15 protein-coding genes and 1 other RNA gene are annotated in these 17122 nt (G+C 68.1%); all 16 read right to left on the bottom strand.

Annotated features, from left to right (window positions below):
• Window positions 1-35 precede the first annotated feature (35 nt).
• Window positions 36-1280, bottom strand: a complete 1245-nt coding sequence (gene ftsA / locus BLT78_RS00770; protein WP_090347156.1) for a cell division protein FtsA — start codon at window positions 1278-1280, stop codon at window positions 36-38.
• Between the two features lie 21 nt (window positions 1281-1301).
• Entirely contained in the window at window positions 1302-2162 is an 861-nt protein-coding gene (locus BLT78_RS00765) for a cell division protein FtsQ/DivIB (protein WP_090347155.1), read from the bottom strand.
• A gap of 3 nt (window positions 2163-2165) precedes the next feature.
• Window positions 2166-3107: a D-alanine--D-alanine ligase gene (locus BLT78_RS00760; RefSeq protein ID WP_090347154.1), complete on the bottom strand. Its 942-nt coding sequence runs from the start codon at window positions 3105-3107 to the stop codon at window positions 2166-2168.
• Window positions 3104-4552, bottom strand: a complete 1449-nt coding sequence (gene murC, locus BLT78_RS00755; RefSeq protein WP_090347153.1) for a UDP-N-acetylmuramate--L-alanine ligase — start codon at window positions 4550-4552, stop codon at window positions 3104-3106. Before murC ends, BLT78_RS00760 begins: the two co-directional genes overlap by 4 nt.
• Window positions 4545-5615, bottom strand: a complete 1071-nt coding sequence (gene murG, locus BLT78_RS00750; protein WP_090347152.1) for an undecaprenyldiphospho-muramoylpentapeptide beta-N-acetylglucosaminyltransferase — start codon at window positions 5613-5615, stop codon at window positions 4545-4547. The genes murC and murG overlap by 8 nt, the downstream gene beginning before the upstream one ends.
• Complete coding sequence (gene ftsW, locus BLT78_RS00745; protein WP_090347151.1) at window positions 5605-6819, bottom strand: putative lipid II flippase FtsW; 1215 nt, start codon at window positions 6817-6819, stop codon at window positions 5605-5607. Before ftsW ends, murG begins: the two co-directional genes overlap by 11 nt.
• Window positions 6819-8180, bottom strand: coding sequence for a UDP-N-acetylmuramoyl-L-alanine--D-glutamate ligase (murD, locus tag BLT78_RS00740; RefSeq protein WP_090347150.1), 1362 nt, complete (start codon window positions 8178-8180; stop codon window positions 6819-6821). Before murD ends, ftsW begins: the two co-directional genes overlap by 1 nt.
• A gap of 5 nt (window positions 8181-8185) precedes the next feature.
• Window positions 8186-9268: a phospho-N-acetylmuramoyl-pentapeptide-transferase gene (mraY, locus tag BLT78_RS00735; RefSeq protein ID WP_090347149.1), complete on the bottom strand. Its 1083-nt coding sequence runs from the start codon at window positions 9266-9268 to the stop codon at window positions 8186-8188.
• Window positions 9269-10645, bottom strand: coding sequence for a UDP-N-acetylmuramoyl-tripeptide--D-alanyl-D-alanine ligase (locus BLT78_RS00730; protein ID WP_090347148.1), 1377 nt, complete (start codon window positions 10643-10645; stop codon window positions 9269-9271).
• On the bottom strand, window positions 10638-12104 hold the full coding sequence (locus tag BLT78_RS00725; RefSeq protein ID WP_090347147.1) for a UDP-N-acetylmuramoyl-L-alanyl-D-glutamate--2,6-diaminopimelate ligase: 1467 nt from the start codon (window positions 12102-12104) through the stop codon (window positions 10638-10640). Before BLT78_RS00725 ends, BLT78_RS00730 begins: the two co-directional genes overlap by 8 nt.
• A complete protein-coding gene (locus BLT78_RS00720; protein WP_090347146.1) occupies window positions 12104-13843 on the bottom strand; it encodes a peptidoglycan D,D-transpeptidase FtsI family protein in 1740 nt (579 codons plus the stop codon). The genes BLT78_RS00725 and BLT78_RS00720 overlap by 1 nt, the downstream gene beginning before the upstream one ends.
• Entirely contained in the window at window positions 13840-14109 is a 270-nt protein-coding gene (gene ftsL / locus BLT78_RS00715; RefSeq protein ID WP_090352061.1) for a cell division protein FtsL, read from the bottom strand. The genes BLT78_RS00720 and ftsL overlap by 4 nt, the downstream gene beginning before the upstream one ends.
• Window positions 14110-14132: 23 nt before the next feature.
• A complete protein-coding gene (gene rsmH, locus BLT78_RS00710; RefSeq protein WP_090347145.1) occupies window positions 14133-15077 on the bottom strand; it encodes a 16S rRNA (cytosine(1402)-N(4))-methyltransferase RsmH in 945 nt (314 codons plus the stop codon).
• A gap of 3 nt (window positions 15078-15080) precedes the next feature.
• Window positions 15081-15536 (bottom strand): division/cell wall cluster transcriptional repressor MraZ, encoded by a 456-nt coding sequence (mraZ, locus tag BLT78_RS00705; protein ID WP_090347144.1) that lies wholly within the window; start codon window positions 15534-15536, stop codon window positions 15081-15083.
• A 310-nt stretch (window positions 15537-15846) separates the two neighbouring features.
• An RNA gene (gene rnpB / locus BLT78_RS00700) (RNase P RNA component class A) lies at window positions 15847-16194 on the bottom strand.
• A gap of 40 nt (window positions 16195-16234) precedes the next feature.
• Window positions 16235-17089 carry a 16S rRNA (cytidine(1402)-2'-O)-methyltransferase gene (gene rsmI, locus BLT78_RS00695; RefSeq protein WP_090347143.1) on the bottom strand — a complete coding sequence of 285 codons (855 nt, stop codon included), beginning with the start codon at window positions 17087-17089 and terminating at the stop codon, window positions 16235-16237.
• Window positions 17090-17122 lie beyond the last annotated feature (33 nt).

Genomic DNA, 17122 nt, shown 5'->3' with positions numbered 1-17122 from the left:
TTTATATTTTTCTCTGAACGCGCGACTGCCAGCGATCAGAAATTGCCCTGCACCCAGCGCTTGAGGCGCTCGAATACGGGCGGCTTGCTCTCTTCGGTAGTACCCGCGGAGCCGGTGAACCCCGGCATGCCCTGCTTGTTCAGGCCGTACAGCAACAGCCCGACACCGGTTGCATAGGCGGGATTGCGCACGACGTCCTCCAGGCCCTTGACTCCCTGCGGCAGGCCCAGACGTACCGGCATGTGGAAGATTTCCTCGGCCAACTCGACGGCACCCTCCATCTTCGCGGTGCCACCGGTGAGGACGATCCCGGCCGGGAGCATGTCCTCGTAGCCACTGCGGCGCAGTTCGCCCTGCACCAGGCAGAACAGCTCCTCGTAACGCGGCTCGACCACCTCGGCCAGCGCCTGGCGCGACAGCTCGCGCGGCGGCCGATCACCGACGCTCGGCACCTTGATGGTCTGACCGGCGCCGGTCAGTTTGGCCAGTGCGCAGGCGTAGCGAATCTTGATCTCCTCAGCATACTGAGTCGGTGTGCGCAGGGCCATGGCGATGTCGTTGGTCACCTGGTCGCCGGCGATCGGGATAACAGCAGTGTGACGGATCGCACCCTCGGTGAAGATGGCGATGTCGGTGGTGCCGCCGCCGATGTCTACCAGGCACACGCCCAGTTCCTTCTCGTCGTCGGTCAGTACCGAGTCGGACGAGGCCAGCTGCTCGAGGATGATGTCGTCCACCTCGAGGCCGCAGCGACGCACGCACTTCTCGATGTTCTGCGCGGCGTTGACCGCGCAGGTGACCACGTGCACCTTGGCTTCCAGGCGCACCCCGGACATGCCGAGCGGCTCGCGCACGCCTTCCTGGTTGTCGATCACATAGTCCTGGGCCAGGGTGTGCAGCACCCGCTGATCGGCGGGAATCGCCACCGCCTGGGCGGCGTCCAGCACCCGCTCGATGTCCGCGCGGCTGACCTCACGGTCGCGAATGGCGACGATGCCGTGGGAGTTCAGGCTGCGGATGTGGCTGCCGGCCACGCCGACGAAGGCCGAGTGGATGCGGCAGCCGGCCATCTGCTGCGCCTCGTCGATGGCGTGCTGGATGGACTGCACGGTGGATTCGATGTTGACCACCACGCCCTTCTTCATCCCCCGCGAGGGATGGGTACCGATGCCGACGATTTCCAACTGGCCGTCGGCCGCCACCTCGCCAACCAACGCCACCACCTTGGAGGTGCCGATATCCAGGCCGACGATCATCTTGCCGCTCTGCGCGCTTGCCATGATCCGATCTATCTCCTCAATTCACTGCCGCTCGCCGGCCTTGTCGCCGGGAGTCGGCGCCGCCGGCGGCTGACGCCACGCCACGGCCATGCCGTTGGGGTAGCGCAGGTCGACGCGCGCGATATTCTCACTGTCCTGCTTCAGGCTCTTCTCGTAGACACTGATGAAGCGCCGCAGTTTTTCCACCACGTGATCGCGACCGAGCAGCAGCTCCATGCCCCGACCAGTGGTAACGAACCAGCTGCCGCGCTCGCGCAGCTCCAGGCTGGCCACGCTGATGTCCAGCGGGCGCAGCAGCTGGCTGAGCATCTGGTACTGCTGCATCACCTGCTGCTGGGCGCGCTGCGGGCCCCACAGCTTGGGCAGGTGCTCGTAACCGCTCAGCTCGCCCGGCGCGAAAGCCACACCCTGGTTGTTGAGCAGTGCCTCGTCGCCCCAGCGGGCCACCGGCAGCTGCTCTTCCAGCTGGATCAGCACCTGATCCGGCCAGACCCGGCGCACCTGGGCATCGGCGATCCACGGGATGCGCCGAAGCTCAGCATGCAGCGCGTCAAGGTCGACCTTGAAGAAGCTGGTCTGCACCAGGGGAGCCAGCTGCCGCGCCACATCCTCGCGGCCGACGTAATGCAACTCGCCCTGCACGCTGACCCGCGCGATCGGCTGATCGGCGTACGGCAACAGGCGCTGACCGGCCACGTAGGCGCCATAGCCGAGGCCAAGCAGCAGCAAGGGCCAGACGAGACTCTGCAGGCTGGCCAATGACAGGCGCGGCAGACGCTTGCGCAGCGGTTCGCGCACCACCATCCGGCTGGCCCCACGGGGAACCGGCTTGCGCAGCGGCCCGATGGGGGCCGGACGCTGGTGACGCAGCAGGGCGATCATGGATCAGCTCCTTGCCTCCAGGCTGTCGGCGAGGATCGCCAGCACCAGTTGCTGGAAATCCAGGCCGGCCGCCCGAGCGGCCATGGGGACGAGGCTGTGGTCGGTCATGCCTGGGACGGTGTTGACCTCCAGCAGCCAGAATTGCCCGTCGGCATCCTGCATTACGTCGGCGCGGGCCCAGCCGCGGGTGCCGACCGCTTCGCAGGCGCGTGCGACGAGCGCCTTGAGTTCCTCTTCCTTGTCCGCGGCCAGACCGCAGGGGATCTGATAGCGGGTGTCGTCGGCCAGGTACTTGGCCTCGTAGTCGTAGAAGCTGTGGGTGGTGCCCAGGCGGATCGGCGGCAGCACCTCGCCGCGCAGCACGGCCACGGTGAACTCCGGACCGCTGATCCACTGCTCGACCAGCACCTGCGGGTCGTACTCGCGCGCGCTCTGCCAGGCGGCGAGCAGCTGCTCCAGCGTCTCCACCCGCGCCATGCCGATGCTCGAGCCCTCGTGGGCCGGCTTGACGATCAGCGGGAAGCCCAGTTCGGCGGCGGCGCGGGCGCAGTCGTCGGCCGAGGCCAGCACCGCGTGGCGCGGGGTCGGCAGACCGAGGCTCTGCCACACCTGCTTGGTGCGCAGCTTGTCCATGGCCAGCGCCGAGGCCAGCACGCCGCTGCCGGTGTAGGGGATGTCCAGGCACTCGAGCAGCCCCTGCATGCTGCCGTCCTCGCCACCACGGCCGTGCAGGACGATGAAGGCGCGGTCGATGCGCTCGCCGGCCAGACACTGCAGCAGGTCGGCGCCGGCATCGATGCCGAAGGCGTCCACCCCGGCGCCCTGCAGCGCCTCGAGCACAGCCCGGCCGGACTTCAGCGACACCTCGCGCTCGGCGCTCCTGCCACCGAACAGTACGGCGACCCGGCCGAAGGCCCGGGGATCGAGGTTGGATTGCAGACTCATTTCGACTCACCTTGCCCAGCGAACAGCGGATGTTTGATCAGTTGCGGCGCGACGCTGCCGATGTCGCCGGCCCCCTGGCAGAGCAGGATGTCGCCGGCGCGCAGCAGCGGCTTGAGCAGCGGCGCCAGGTCGGTGCCACGCTCGACGTAGATCGGGTCGAGCACGCCGCGCTGACGGATGCTGTGGCACATCTGGCGGCTGTCGGCGCCGGGGATCGGCTCCTCGCCGGCCGGGTAGACCTCCATCAGCAACAGCACGTTGGCCTCGCCGAGCACCTGCACGAAGTCGTCGTAGAGGTCGCGGGTGCGGCTGTAGCGGTGCGGCTGGTAGACCATCACCAGACGGCGCTCCGGCCAGCCGCCGCGCACGGCCTTGATCACCGCGGCGACTTCGCGCGGGTGGTGGCCGTAGTCGTCGACCAGCATCACGCTGCCGCCGTCGACCGGCAGCTCGCCGTAGACCTGGAAGCGCCGGCCGACGCCCTGAAAGCCGGACAGCCCGGCGACGATGGCGTTGTCGCCGATGCCCTCGTCGCTGGCGATGGCGATGGTCGCCAGCGCATTGAGCACGTTGTGGTTGCCCGGCATGTTCACCGATACGTCGAGCGGCTCGCGGTCCTTGCGCAGCACGGTGAAGAAGGTGCGCATGCCCTCCTGGCGCACGTTGATGGCGCGCAGGTCGGCATCCTCGGCGAAGCCGTAGGTGACGATCGGCCGGCTGACCTGCGGCAGGATCTCGCGCACCACCGGATCGTCGACACAGAGCACCGCCAGGCCGTAGAACGGGAGGTTGTGGAGGAACTCGACGAAGGTCTTCTTCAGCTTGTTGAAGTCGCCGCCATAGGTGCTCATGTGGTCGGCGTCGATGTTGGTGACCACCGAGACCATCGGCTGCAGGTGCAGGAAGCTGGCGTCGCTCTCGTCGGCCTCGGCCACCAGGTAGCGGCTGGCGCCGAGCTGGGCATTGGTGCCGGCGGCATTCAGGCGGCCACCGATGACGAAGGTCGGATCGAGGCCCGCGGCGGCGAACACCGAGGCGATCAGGCTGGTGGTGGTGGTCTTGCCATGGGTGCCGGCCACCGCGATGCCGTGGCGGTAGCGCATCAGTTCGGCGAGCATCTCGGCGCGCGGCACCACCGGGATGCGCCGCTCCAGGGCATGGGCGACCTCCGGGTTGGCCGGGTTGATGGCGCTGGACACCACCAGCACGTCGGCCTGCTCGGCGTTCTCGGCACGGTGGCCGATGCAGATCTGCGCGCCGAAGCTGGCCAGACGCTCGGTCACCGGCGAGGTCTTGAGATCGGAGCCGGACACCTGGTAGCCGAGGTTGAGCAGCACCTCGGCGATGCCGCACATGCCCACGCCGCCGATGCCGACGAAGTGGATGCGGCGGATGCGACGCATGCGGCGCAGCTCGGCCGCGTTGTCGAGGGGCGCCTCAGCCATTGGCCACCTCCAGGCAGATGTCGACCACGCTGCGGGTGGCGTCGGGCTTGGCCAGGCGGCGCGCGGTGGCGCCCATGGCCGCGAGTTTTTCGCTGTGCATCAGGACCTCGGTCAGCTGCGCGGCCAGCGCGGCCGCGTCAGTGGCATGTTGCGGCAAAAGCACGGCGGCGCCGGCCTTGGCCAGATATTCGGCATTGCGGGTCTGGTGATCGTCGATGGCGTGCGGCAGCGGCACCAGCATCGACGGCAGGCCGGCGGCAGCCAGCTCGCTGACCGTCAGCGCGCCGGCGCGGCAGATCACCAGGTCGGCCCAGGCATAGGCGCGGGCCATGTCCTTGATGAAGGGCTGCACCTCGGCCTCGACGCCCGCCTCGCGGTAGCGCTCGCGGGTCACCTCGGCATGCTTCTTGCCAGCCTGGTGATAGACCTGCGGGCGCAACTCGGCGGCGACCTTGGCCAGCGCCACCGGCAGCAGCTTGTTGAGCGGTTCGGCGCCCAGGCTGCCGCCGAGCACCAGGAGGCGCACCTGGCGATTGCCCAGGTTCTGCCGCGGCGTCTCGAGGAACAGCTCCTCGCGCACCGGATTGCCGGTGGTACGGCGCTTGGCGCTGGCCGCGAAGGTGTCCGGGAACGCCTCGCAGACGCGGCTGGCGAACGGCACCAGACCGCGGTTGGCGGTACCGGCCACGGCATTCTGCTCGTGGATGATCAGCGGCGCACCGACCAGACGCGCGGCGACCCCACCGGGGCCGGTGACGAAGCCGCCCATGCCCAGCACGCACACCGGTTGCAGCTCGCGCACCACCTTGCGCGCCTGCAGCAGGGCCTTGAACACCTGCAGCGGCGCCTTGAGCAGCGACAGCAGACCCTTGCCGCGCACGCCGCTGACCTCGATGCGGTGCAGCGGCAGACCGGCCTGCGGCACCAGCTCGTTCTCGATCCCGCGCGGGGTGCCCAGCCAGTGCACGCTGTAGCCGCGCGCCTGGAACTCTCGGGCGCAGGCCAGCGCCGGGAACACGTGGCCACCGGTACCGCCTGCCATGATCAGCACGTTACCGGGCATGACGCAGCTCCTCATCGGCAAAATCTTCTTCGGTGAATTCGATCTCGGCGTTGCCCAGTTGGTTGCGCCGCTCCCAGTCCAGGCGCAGCAACAGGCAGAGACTGATGCAGCAGATCACCAGCGAACTGCCGCCGTAGCTGAGGAACGGCAGGGTCAGCCCCTTGGTCGGCAGCAGGCCGACGTTCACGCCGATGTTGATCAGGAACTGGCCGACCCAGAGGATCGCCAGACCGTAGGCCACGTAGGCCGAGAAATACTGCTGGCTTTTCTCCGCCTGCAGGCCGAGGTACAGGGCACGCAGGGTGACCAGCACGAACAGGGCGACGGTGAGCAGCGCGCCGACCATGCCCAGCTCCTCGGCGAGCACGGCGAACACGAAGTCGGTGTGCGCCTCCGGCAGGTAGAACTGTTTCTGCACGCTGTTGCCCAGACCCACGCCCAGCCACTCGCCGCGGCCGAAGGCGATCAGCGCCTGGCTGAGCTGGTAGCCGGCGCCGAACTGGTCGGCCCAGGGGTCGATGAAGTTGGTCAGGCGCTTGAGGCGGTAGGCCTGGCTGGTCATCACCACCACACCGATCGCCAGCACGCCGGCGACCATCGGCAGGAAACGCCACAGGCTGACCCCGCCGAGGAACAGCATGGTGATGCCGGCGCCGACCAGCACCACGGTGGCGCCGAAGTCCGGTTCGGAGAGCAGCAGACCGGCCATCAGGCCGAGCACGATCAGCGGCATCAGCAGGCCTTTCCATTTGCGCTGCACATCCGCCTGGCGGCGCACCAGATAGCCGGCGAGGTAGATCACGGTGAACAGCTTGGCCAGCTCTGAGGGCTGGATGTTGGCGATGCCGAAGCCGATCCAGCGCCGTGCGCCATTCACCTCGCGGCCGATGCCCGGCACCAGCACCAGCACCAGCAGGGCGAAGGCGGCGAGCAACAGCTTGCCGCCGTGCTTCTGCCAGGTGGCGATCGGCACCAGCAGGGTCACCGCCCCGGCGCTCAGGCCGATGGCCAGGTACACCAGATGGCGGATCATGTAGTACAGCGGAGTGCCGGACTGCGCCGCCGCCACCTCGGAGGAGGCGGAGGACACCATCACGAAACCGAGGCCGAGCAGCGCCAGACAACCCGCCAGCAGCGGGAAGTCGAGGTCGACGCCGCGGCGGCTGAGCAGCGGCGATGGCGACAGGCGCAGCAGGGCGAGCATCAGGCCAGCTCCTCCACGGCCTTGGCGAACAGCCGGCCGCGCTCCTCGAAGTTCTTGAACATGTCCAGACTCGCGCAGGCCGGCGACAGCAGCACGGCATCACCCGCGGCGGCCAGCTCGGCGCAACGCTGCACGGCCTCGTCGAGGCTGGCGACACGTACCAGCGGCACCACCGGCTGGCCATCGCTGGCGGTCAGCGCACCGGCGATCAGTTCGGCATCGCGGCCGAGCAGCACCACCGCACGGCAGTAGCGCGCCACGCTGGCGCGCAGCGGGTTGAAATCGGCGCCCTTGCCGTCGCCGCCGGCGATCAGCAGCAGCTTGCCGTCGATCTCCGCGCCGAGACCGTCGATCGCCGCCAGTGCGGCGCCGACGTTGGTCGCCTTGGAGTCGTCGTACCAGGTCACCCCGTCGCGCTCGCGCACCCACTGGCAGCGATGCGCCAGGCCGGTGAAGCGGCGCAGGGTATCCAGCATCGACGCCATCGGCAGGCCGACGGCATGACCGAGGGCCAGCGCCGCCAGGGCGTTGGCCTGGTTGTGTGCGCCGCGGATCCTCAGCTCGCGCACCGGCATCAGCTTGCTGAACTGGAAGGCGAGAAACTTCTCGCCGCCCTCCTCAATGATGCCGAACGACTTGAAGTCCGGCTTGTCGAGGCCGAAGCTCCAGCACGGCACCTGGTCGGCGATCAGCGGTCGCGACAGCGCATCCTGGCGGTTGATCACCACCTGGCGGGCGCCGCGGAAGATGCGGTGCTTGGCCAGGTGATAGGTCTGCATGCCGCTGTAGCGGTCCATATGGTCGTCGCTGACGTTGAGGCAGGTGGCCACCTCGGCGCTCAGCCGCTCGGTGCTTTCCAGCTGGAAGCTGGACAGCTCGAGCACGTACAGCTCGACGTCGTCGGCCAGCAGGTCCAGCGCCGGGGTGCCGAGGTTGCCGCCGACGGCGACCCGCTTGCCGGCGGCTGCGGCCATCTCGCCGACCAGGGTGGTCACCGTGCTCTTGGCGTTGGAGCCGGTGATGGCGACGATCGGCGCCTTGGCGTGACGGACGAACAGATCGATGTCGCCGGACAGCTTGACGCCGCGCACCGCCGCCGCCTGCAGGGCCTCGGTGCTCAGCGGCAGCCCCGGGCTGACGTACAGCTCGCTGGCGCGGCAGAGGAAGTCCACATCGAGGGCGCCGCAGCGCACCTCGACCTGCGGGTACTCGGCCTTGAGGGTGGCCAGCTCCGGCGGGCTCATGCGCGTATCGGCCACCGCGAAGGGCACGCCCTGGCGGGCGAGGAAGCGCACCAGCGACATGCCGCTCTTGCCGAGACCGACGACGATGCGGAACTGGTCGGAAGCGATCAGCGTCATCTCGATTACCTCAGCTTCAGGGTGGACAGGCCGATCAGCACCAGCACCACGGTGATGATCCAGAAGCGCACGATCACCCGCGGCTCCGGCCAGCCCTTGAGTTCGAAGTGGTGGTGGATCGGCGCCATGCGGAACACGCGGCGACCGGTGAGCTTGAACGAGGCGACCTGGATCACCACCGACAGGGTTTCCATGACGAACACGCCGCCCATGATGAACAGCACCAGCTCCTGACGAACGATCACCGCGATGGTGCCCAGCGCCGCGCCGAGGGCCAGGGCGCCGACGTCGCCCATGAACACCTGGGCCGGGTAGGTGTTGAACCACAGGAAGCCGAGGCCGGCGCCGATCAGCGCCCCGCAGAACACGATCAGCTCGCCGGCGCCCGGCACGTAGGGGATCAGCAGGTATTCGGCGAAGCGCACGTTGCCGGCCAGGTAGCAGAAGATGCCCAGAGCGCCGCCGACCAGCACGGTCGGCAGGATCGCCAGGCCGTCGAGGCCGTCGGTCAGGTTGACCGCATTGCTCGAGCCGACGATCACGAAGTAGGTCAGCACCACGAAGAAGATCCCCAAGGGGATCTCGATGTTCTTCAACAGCGGCAGGAACAGGGTGGTTTCCACCGGAGTGGCGGCGGTCATATACAGGAACGCCGCCGCGCCGAGGCCGAACACCGACTGCCAGAAGTACTTCCAGCGGCTCGGCAGGCCGCGCGAGTTCTTCTCGATGACCTTGCGGTAGTCGTCGACCCAACCGATGGCGCCGAACAGCAGGGTGACACCGAGCACCACCCACACGTAGCGGTTGGTCAGGTCCGCCCACAGCAGGGTGCTGATGGCGATGGCCGAGAGGATCAGCGCGCCGCCCATGGTCGGCGTGCCCTTCTTCGACAGGTGCGACTGCGGGCCGTCGTCACGCACCGCCTGGCCGATCTGGCGGGTGCGCAGGGTGCGGATCATCCAGGGGCCCAGCCACAGCGCCAGGGCCAGGGCGGTGAGCACGCCGAGGATTCCACGCAGGGTCAGGTACTGAAAGACCGCGAAGCCCTTGTGGAACTGTTGCAGGTACTCGGCCAACAGCAGCAGCATTTAGTGTTCTCCAGCACAGGCGCACAGCGCAGCCACGACTTTATCCATCGCCGCGCTGCGCGAGCCTTTGATCAACAGGGTGGTTTCCGGAGACTGTTCGGCAGTCAGCACGGCGATGAGTTCAGCCTGAGTGGCAAAATGCCGCCCGCCGCTACCGAAGGCCGCCACGGCATGGGCCATCAGCGGGCCGACCGCGTACAGTGCAGTCACCTTGCCGCGGGCGTACTCGCCCACTTCGCGGTGCCCCTGTTCGGCCCAGGCCCCCAGTTCGCCCATGTCGCCGAGCACCAGAACGGTACGCCCGGAAAAGCCGGTCAGTATATCAACGGCGGCCATCATCGAGGCAGGGTTGGCGTTGTAACTGTCGTCGATAACCCGCATTCCAGAGGGGGCGAGTTGCGCCTGGGCGCGCCCCTTGACCGCCTGCAGGGCTTCCAGCCCGGCCCGGGTCGCCGCCAGCGACACACCGAGGGCGTGGGCGGCGGCCGCCGCGGCCAGGGCATTGGCGACGTTGTGCTCGCCGAGCAGGTTGAGCTGGATGCGCGCCTCGCCAGCCGGACCGACCAGGGTGAAGGCCGGGCAGCCGCGAGCGTCACGGTCCAGGTCGCGCGCGGTGAAGTCGGCCGCGGCATGCAGGGCGAAACTCAGCACTTGCCGGCCGGCGGCACGCTGCACCCAGGTGGCGAAGGCCGGATCGTCGCGATTGAGCACCGCCACGCCATCGCCCGCCAGCCCCTCGAGAATTTCGCCCTTGGCTTCGACGATCTTCTCCGGGCCGCCGAACTCGCCGACATGCGCGGTACCGGCGTTGGTGATGATGGCGACCTGCGGTCGGGTCAGGCTGACGGTGTAGGCGATCTCGCCCAGATGCGAGGCGCCCAGCTCGATCACCGCACTGCGGTGCTGCGGCGCCAGCTCGAGCAGGGTCAGCGGCGCGCCCAGCTCGTTGTTGAGGTTGCCACGGGTGGCCAGCACCGCGTCGGCATCGCCGCCGTGATCGGCGCGCAGGATACTGGCGAGCATCTCCTTGACCGTAGTCTTGCCGCTGGAGCCGGTGACGGCCGCCAGGCGGCCGTGGAAGGCCGCACGGTTGAGCGCGCCGAGTTGGCCGAGGGCCTTGCGCGTATCGGCCACCACCAGTTGCGGCAGTTCGACTTCCTCGACCTCGCGCTCGACCAGCGCGGCGGCGGCACTCTTCGCCGCGACCTGCTCGAGGAAGTCATGGCCGTCGAAGCGCTCGCCGGACAGGGCGACGAACAGCTGCCCCGCCTCGACGCTGCGGCTGTCGATGCTCACCCCACGGAAGAAGGCATCGGCACCCGCCAGGCGGCCCTTGAGTGCCGCCAGCACGCTGCTCAGCATCCAGGCTTCAAGCATTGCCCACCTCCCGCGCGGCCAGCGCGCTGGCGGCCTGCTCGATGTCGGAGAACGGATGGCGCACCCCGGCGATTTCCTGGTAATCCTCGTGACCCTTGCCGGCCAGCAGGATGACATCGTCGGCCGCCGCGCTGGCGATCAGCCGATGGATCGCCGCGCCGCGTCCGGGGACGAAGGTCACCTGATCGGGATCGCGGAAGCCGGCACGGATGTCGGTGATGATCTGCTCGGTCGGCTCGCTGCGCGGATTGTCGTCGGTCACCCAGACGCCATCAGCCAGCCCCTCGACGGCGGCGGCCATCAGCGGGCGCTTGCCGCGATCGCGGTCACCGCCGCAGCCGAACAGGCACAGCAGGCGGCCGCGGGTGTGCGGACGCAGGGCCTCGAGCACCTTCTCCAGGGCATCCGGGGTGTGCGCGTAGTCGACCACCACCAGTGGCTGGGCGCCGCCGCCGAGACGCTGCATGCGCCCGACCGGCCCCTTGAGCTGCGGCAGTACCTTGAGGATCTCGTCGAGCGGGTGATCGAGGCCCATCAACGCGCCGACCACCGCCAGCAGATTGCTCAGGTTGAAGCGGCCGAGCAGCGGGCTGACCAGCAGACCGTCGCCTTGGGCGGTGATCAGCCGGGCACGCACGCCCTCCTCGCTGAACTGCGCCTCGGTGCAATACAGCGTGGCGTTCGGGTCGATCTGGCTGTAGCTGATCAGCCGCGACGGCGCCGGACGCGCGGCCAGCTCGCGACCGAACAGGTCGTCGAGGTTGATCACCCGGCAGCACAGGCCCGGCCAGGCGAACAGGCGCGCCTTGGCCTCGCCGTAGGCGGCCATGTCGCCGTGGTAGTCGAGATGATCGCGCGACAGGTTGGTGAACACCGCCACGTCGAAGTCCAGCGCCTCGACCCGGCCCTGATCCAGGCCGTGGGACGACACTTCCATGGACACCGCCCGGGCACCGGCCTGCTTGAGGCGCGCCAGCTGGGCCTGCACGGCCAGCGGGTCGGGGGTGGTGTGGCGGCCGCACTGCAGGTCGTCGTGGAAACCGACGCCGAGGGTGCCGATCAGGCCGCAGCGCTGGCCGAGCAGGTCGAGCGCCTGGGCCAGCAGCTGGCTGACGCTGGTCTTGCCGTTGGTGCCGGTGACGCCGACCAACTCGAGGCTGCGGCTGGGATCGCCGTAGAAGCGCCCGGCGATGGCCGACAGCTGGGCGCTCAGGCCGCGGACCGGGACCAGCACGGTATCGCCTGCCTCCGGCAGCTCGCCGGCGCCCTCGGCCTCGTAGGCGATCGCCGCGGCGCCGCGGGCGATGGCATCGGCCATGTAAGCCCGGCCGTCACTGACGTGACCGGGAATGGCGAGAAACAGGTCACCCGGGCGCAGCGCCCGGCTGTCCAGGCTCAGCTCGCGAATCAGCGCGTCGCGCGAAGCCTGGGGAAACATCTTCAGCAGACTCATCGGCATCAGCCGCGTCCTCCATTGCCGGGCAACCCGCTCAGCTGCGGCTGCTCGGGCAGCGGCGGCGGCAGGTTGTCCGGAGCTACGTTCATCAAGCGCAGGGTGCCGGACATCACCTTGCTGAATACCGGGGCGGAAACCAGGCCGCCGAAGTAACCCTCGCCGCCGGGCTCGTCGATCACCACGACGATGGCATAGCGCGGGTTGCTAGTAGGTCCGAAGCCAGCGAACAGCGAGCGGTAGGCATTTTGCTGGTAGCCCTTGCTGCCCACGCTGTTCTTGCGTGCAGTGCCGCTCTTGCCAGCGACGTGATAACCGGGCACCTGGGCCCGGTGGGCACCGCCGGGCGCCTCGACCACCTGCTGGAGCATGCCCTGCATGGTCCTGGCCACCTCCTCGGGCACCGCCTGGGTGACGGTCGCCGGGCGGTCGACCCGCGCCAGACTGAGCGGAACCATGCGTCCGTTGTTGGCGATCACCGCGTAGGCATGTACCAGCTGTACCGCCGTCACCGACAGGCCGTAGCCATAGGACAGCGTGGCGGTTTCCGCCTGCGGCCACTTGCGGTGGTTGGGCAGATTGCCGACCTGCTCGCCGGGGAAACCGAGGCCGGTGTCCTGGCCCAGGCCGACCCGCTGCATCATGTGGTAGATCGACTCGCCGCCGATATCGAAAGCGACCTTGCTGATGCCGACGTTGCTGGAGCGGATCAGGATGCCGGTCAGATCGAGCACCGGACCGCCGCCACGGGACACGTCGCGGATGGTGAAGCGACCGATACGCAGGCTGTGCGGCCAGACCTCGACGGTGTTGGAGGGCTTCCAGCGCCCGCTCTCCAGCGCCGCCATCATCGAGATCGGCTTCATCGTCGAGCCCGGCTCGAAGACGTCGACCATCGCGCGGTTGCGCATCGCCGCCGGCTGCAGGTTGCGCTTGTTGTTCGGGTTGTAGGTCGGCTGGTTGGCCATGGCCAGCACTTCGCCGGTCTGCACGTCGAGGATCACCAGGCTGCCGGCCTTGGCCTTGTTCTCCACCAGGGCGTTGCGCAGCTCGCGGTGCGCCAGATATTGCAGGCGCAGGTCGATGGACAGCGCCAGCTCCTTGCCCGGCTTGGCATTGCGCGCCACACCGACGTCCTTGATCAGCCGGCCGCGGCGGTCCTTGAGCACCTGGCGGCTGCCAGGCACGCCGGACAACCACTGGTCGAAGGCCAGCTCGACCCCTTCGCGGCCGCGGTCGTCGATGTCGGTGAAGCCCAGCAGGTGCGCGGTGACCTCGCCGGCGGGATAGAAACGGCGGAACTCCTCGAGGCTGTATACCCCGGGAATCTTGTGCGCCAGCACCGCATCGCCCTGCTCCGGCGTCAGCCCGCGGGCCAGGTAGAGGAACTCGCGATCAGCGTTCTGCTGCAGGCGCTTGCCCAGCGCTTCGAGATCCTGACCGAGCGCCTCGGCCAGGGCCGGCCAGTGCTCGCGGGCCACCATCAGCTCCTTGGGGTTGCCCCACAGGGTGATGACCGGGGTGCTGACCGCCAGCGGCTCGCCGTTGCGGTCGGTGATCAGCCCGCGGTGCGCCGGGATCGGCACATGGCGCACGCTGCGCGCATCACCGTGGGCCTTGAGGAAATCATGGTCGAACACATGCAGGTCGACGATGCGCCAGGAGATCACCGCGACCATGCCCAGCAGCACCGCGATCACCAGGCGGAAACGCCAGGGGTACTGGGCTCCGTCGAGGCTGATCATGGTGCCACCATCCGCACTTCGCCCGGCTCGGGCACGCGCATGCGCAGCTGTTCGCTGGCCAGCAGCTCGATGCGGCTGTGCGCGGTCCAGGTGCTCTGCTCGAGGATCAGCCGGCCCCATTCGGCCTGCACCTTGTCGCGCACGCTGAGCTCGCCGTACAGCTGGTTGAGCAGCTGGCGGTTCCAGTGCGCACTCCAGGCCACGGCGACGGACGAACACAGCACGAGGCCGAACAGCACCAGCATCAGCAGGCTGCCGCTGGGCATGCCGGAGACGCGGGCCTGGCGGATCACCGCAGCTTCTCCGCCACGCGCATCACCGCACTGCGCGAGCGCGGGTTGGCCTTGACCTCGGCCGCCGAGGCGTACTGTGGCTTGCCGAGGAGCTTCAGGCGCGGCTCGAACCTGGCCAGCTGGATCGGCAGGTCGCGCGGCAGGTTGTCCGCCTCGCCTTTCACTTGGCGGCGCATGAACTGCTTGACGATGCGATCCTCCAGCGAATGGAAGCTGATCACCACCAGCCGGCCGCCCACGGCGAGCGCCTCGAGCGCCGCCTCGAGACCGCGCTCGAGATCGCCCAGTTCGTTGTTGATGTGGATGCGCAGGCCCTGGAAGGCACGGGTGGCCGGATGCTTGCCCTTTTCCCAGGCCGGATTGGCAGCGGCAATCACCTCAGACAGGTCAGCGGTACGGGTGAACGGCCGCTCGCTGCGACGCTGCACGATGGCGCGCGCCATGCGCCGCGAGAAGCGCTCCTCGCCGTACTCGTAGAACACGCGGGCGATCTCTTCCTCGTCGGCCGTGGCAATCCATTGCGCCGCGCTGACGCCGGCGTCCGGGTTCATGCGCATGTCGAGCGGACCGTCGTTCATGAAGCTGAAGCCACGCTCGGGGTCATCCAGCTGCGGCGAAGACACCCCAAGGTCAAGGAGGATGCCGTCGACCCGTCCCTGCAGGCCGCGCGCGACCACCTCCTCGCCCAGTTCGGCGAAGCTGCGCTGGACGATCTGGAAACGGCTGTCCGCGGCCATCAGCTCGAGGCCGGTGGCGATGGCCAGCGGATCCTTGTCGAAACCGATCAGTCGCCCCTGCGCGCCCAGCGCCGCCAGCACCAGGCGGCTGTGTCCGCCGCGACCGAAGGTGCCGTCCAGATAGCAGCCATCCGCGCGCACGGCGAGCGCCTCGACGGCCTCGTGGAGCATGACGGTTACATGGCTGAAGGTGGCTGCATTCATAATTCAGAGCGTCAGGTTGCGTAATTCTTCCGGCAGACCGCCGGGTTCCTTGATCGCCTGGAGATCCCGCGCGCACAGCGCATCCCAGGCGTCCTCGTCCCACAACTGGAACTTGTTGAGCTGGCCGACCAGCATCGCGCGCTTGTCCAGGCCGGCGTACTCCCGCAGGCGCGGCGGCACCAGGAAACGACCGGCGCTATCCAGCTCCAGATCCACCGCATTGCCGATCAGCAGCCGTTGCAGGCGCCGGTTCTCCTCGCGCAGCGACGGCAGCTCGCGCAGCTTCGCTTCGATCAGTTCCCATTCGGCAAGGGGATAAACGCTCAGGCAGGGGTCTACCGCATCGATGGTCACGACGAGCTGGCCAGCGCAACGCGCCACGAGCTCGTCGCGATACCGACTCGGCATCGTCAGACGACCCTTGGCGTCAAGACTTATGGCATTGGCTCCGCGAAACACGGCTGCACGTCCTCGCTGTGGTCAGCCTTCCTTGACCGTTAGAAATCCACTTTGTCCCACTTTCCCCCACCTTCACACACTATAGAAATGCCTTCTCCACCCCGTCAAGGCGAGCTCAACGGGAAAAACCCTTGCCGGACCGCAACTTAGAGAAAAAGCTGACCAGTGGAATAACGGCGGGAAAACAGCGGGAACTTCAGACGGGACAATTCAACGAGCGGCGCCACTAACTTAAAGCTCTTTATGAAGAGCAATAGCGTTTCGGCATTAAGAACAAGAGGAAAATAGCGATTTCATGCGGAAGGAAAGGTCGGAGAGTCGGCCTGTAAGCCGGGTTTTGTCGAGGACAGTCATTCCTCTAGGACCGCCATCGCTGACGGCCTCAAGCAACCTACCCGGATCCAGCGCGGGCCACGCCAATGGATCCCTATTTGGTCTTGCTCCGAGTGGGGTTTACCTAGCCACGAACTGTTGCCAGTCGTGCGGTGCGCTCTTACCGCACCTTTTCACCCTTACCGGCGCTTGCGCGCTTAGGCGGTTGTTTTCTGTGGCACTTTCCGTAGGCTCGCGCCTCCCAGGCGTTACCTGGCACTCTGCCCTATGGAGCCCGGACTTTCCTCCCCCCTGCAAGCAGGGCAGCGACTGTCCGGCCGACTCTCCGGCGCGCAGGGTACTCACTGCGCCGCCGGATAACAAGCTCAATCCGCGTCCTTCTGTCGTTCCAGAGCCCGCTGGTAGAGCAGATTCTTGCGCACCCCGGTGATCTCCGCCGCCAGGGCCGCGGCACGCTTGAGCGGCAGCTCGGCGAGCAGCAGATCGAGCACCCGCAGCGCCTCGGCGCCGACCGCCTCCTCGCCCGCCGGCGCCTGCCAGCCCTCGACCAGCAGCACGCATTCGCCGCGCTGCTGGTTGGCGTCGGCCGCTACCCAGTCGTGCAGCTCGCCGAGCGGCGCACCCTTGATGGTCTCGAAGGTCTTGCTCAGCTCGCGGGCCAGCACCGCCTGACGCGCCGCGCCGAAGACCTCGCGCAGGTCGGCCAGCGACTCGAGCAGACGATGCGGCGCCTCGTAGAAGATCAGGGTACGCGGCTCCTCGTGCAGATCCAGCAGGCGCTGGCGGCGCCCGGAGCTGCGCGCCGGGAGGAAGCCCTCGAAGACGAAGCGATCGGATGGCAGACCGGACGCCGACAGCCCCGCGATCAGGGCGCAGGCACCGGGCACCGGAACCACCCGCACGCCGGCGGCGCGGGCGTTGCGCACCAGGTGATAGCCGGGATCGGAAATCAGCGGGGTGCCGGCATCGGAGATCAGGGCTAGATCGTCGCCCTCGAGCAGCCGCTGCACGAGGCGCGAGCCCTGTTCGCGCTCGTTGTGCTCGTGGCAGGCGACCAGCGGCGTAGCGATGCCGAAGTGCTGCATCAGGCGCGCACTGTGCCGGGTGTCCTCGGCGGCGATCAGCACGACCTCGCGCAGCACGCGCAGCGCCCTTGCACTGATGTCCTCCAGATTGCCGATCGGCGTCGCCACCACATAAAGAGTACCCGGAGCCTTCACATCGCCATCCCGTTGCCAGTCAAAGCGGGCATT

Origin of the sequence: Pseudomonas oryzae (assembly GCF_900104805.1) — a bacterium.
Lineage (GTDB): Bacteria > Pseudomonadota > Gammaproteobacteria > Pseudomonadales > Pseudomonadaceae > Geopseudomonas > Geopseudomonas oryzae.
Note: the sequence above shows the minus strand (reverse complement) of the source record. Positions and strands in the feature narration are given on the sequence as shown.

Bases quoted from the DNA above. Each gene is read 5' to 3' on its own strand.
- rsmH (WP_090347145.1), bottom strand. From the start codon at position 15,077: ATGAATGCAGCCACCTTCAGCCATGTAACCGTCATGCTCCACGAGGCC.
- BLT78_RS00730 (WP_090347148.1), bottom strand. From the start codon at position 10,645: ATGCTTGAAGCCTGGATGCTGAGCAGCGTGCTGGCGGCACTCAAGGGC.
- ftsA (WP_090347156.1), bottom strand. From the start codon at position 1,280: ATGGCAAGCGCGCAGAGCGGCAAGATGATCGTCGGCCTGGATATCGGC.
- ftsL (WP_090352061.1), bottom strand. From the start codon at position 14,109: ATGCCCAGCGGCAGCCTGCTGATGCTGGTGCTGTTCGGCCTCGTGCTG.
- BLT78_RS00720 (WP_090347146.1), bottom strand. From the start codon at position 13,843: ATGATCAGCCTCGACGGAGCCCAGTACCCCTGGCGTTTCCGCCTGGTG.
- ftsW (WP_090347151.1), bottom strand. From the start codon at position 6,819: ATGCTCGCCCTGCTGCGCCTGTCGCCATCGCCGCTGCTCAGCCGCCGC.
- murD (WP_090347150.1), bottom strand. From the start codon at position 8,180: ATGACGCTGATCGCTTCCGACCAGTTCCGCATCGTCGTCGGTCTCGGC.
- murC (WP_090347153.1), bottom strand. From the start codon at position 4,552: ATGGCTGAGGCGCCCCTCGACAACGCGGCCGAGCTGCGCCGCATGCGT.
- BLT78_RS00765 (WP_090347155.1), bottom strand. From the start codon at position 2,162: ATGATCGCCCTGCTGCGTCACCAGCGTCCGGCCCCCATCGGGCCGCTG.
- mraY (WP_090347149.1), bottom strand. From the start codon at position 9,268: ATGCTGCTGCTGTTGGCCGAGTACCTGCAACAGTTCCACAAGGGCTTC.
- BLT78_RS00760 (WP_090347154.1), bottom strand. From the start codon at position 3,107: ATGAGTCTGCAATCCAACCTCGATCCCCGGGCCTTCGGCCGGGTCGCC.
- BLT78_RS00725 (WP_090347147.1), bottom strand. From the start codon at position 12,104: ATGCCGATGAGTCTGCTGAAGATGTTTCCCCAGGCTTCGCGCGACGCG.
- murG (WP_090347152.1), bottom strand. From the start codon at position 5,615: ATGCCCGGTAACGTGCTGATCATGGCAGGCGGTACCGGTGGCCACGTG.